The organism is Sphingobacterium sp. IITKGP-BTPF85, from assembly GCF_001006065.1.
Classification (GTDB): domain Bacteria; phylum Bacteroidota; class Bacteroidia; order Sphingobacteriales; family Sphingobacteriaceae; genus Sphingobacterium; species Sphingobacterium anhuiense.
This window is the reverse complement of the sequence record NZ_ASZT02000324.1, coordinates 1-917: the sequence shown is the minus strand read 5'-3', so window position 1 is coordinate 917 and position 917 is coordinate 1. Positions and strand designations below refer to the sequence as shown.

At 30.9% G+C, this 917-nt stretch carries 1 protein-coding gene; it reads right to left on the bottom strand.

The window, feature by feature from the left end; translation table 11 throughout:
* Positions 1-143 precede the first annotated feature (143 nt).
* Positions 144-803: a hypothetical protein gene (locus L950_RS25450; protein WP_021192329.1), complete on the bottom strand. Its 660-nt coding sequence runs from the start codon at positions 801-803 to the stop codon at positions 144-146.
* Between the last annotated feature and the right edge of the window lie 114 nt (positions 804-917).

Below are 917 nucleotides of genomic sequence, written 5' to 3'. Positions count from 1 at the left end.
TGTAGTTCATAGGGCGGATACGAGCGTTTGATGTTGCTATGTGAATTAAGTCAGCATCGGATTTTCTTGAATAGTTTTCTGCAATATCGTTTAAATCATAATCATTGCTCATAATTAATATTTGTGTTAACTTTTTAGTAATATCAGTTTATTATCTCCTCAACAAAAACATCATAGTCATTCATCTTGTCTCTGTTTTTAACTAACCTAGGAGCTTTCTTCTTTTTCGTATAATATTGAATAGCATTGGCAATGAATAGCGGTCTGACTTGTTCATCGAAATGTGCTTCACAGTCTAAGAAAATTTCCAGTGCAGATTTAGCATCTTTAAAATATCCATTATTGTATTGTTCATCAATCCAATTTTGAATCTGGATGTCTGTGATTGCACTAGACGACTCTAGAAAGATATCTTTTTCTTCATCACCAAATTTTAAAAATTCTTTCCATTTACCGTTTCCAATTTTTTGCTCTGCTACATAATTTCTGTTTCCTCGGTTATCAACTTGATAGCGTATTTGAATTTTATGATTGTTACTGCCGATATTTGATGGAACAAAATCAGCAAGTTCACATTTGAAAATTATTCTGATAGTATTATTCTCACTAAGACCTAAGATTAAAGTTTGATCTGGTCTTTCAAAATCTCTAACATATAGGTCACGTTGACCCAACAAAAATGCTAGTTCAAATTGACTCAAACCACGCTTATCACGTAATTTAATTATATTGAGCATCTTAATGAGCTCGATATCCGACATACTGCTTATTTTTAAGATCTCAAAATCTAGATTTCGTTTCATTATATGGGCTATTACCGACTTACAACAAATATAATCAAACGAATCTTTAATACTATCTCCTTTAAAAATATATTGTAATGAGAAAAATTTGTAGATTCAATACATATGTGTCCT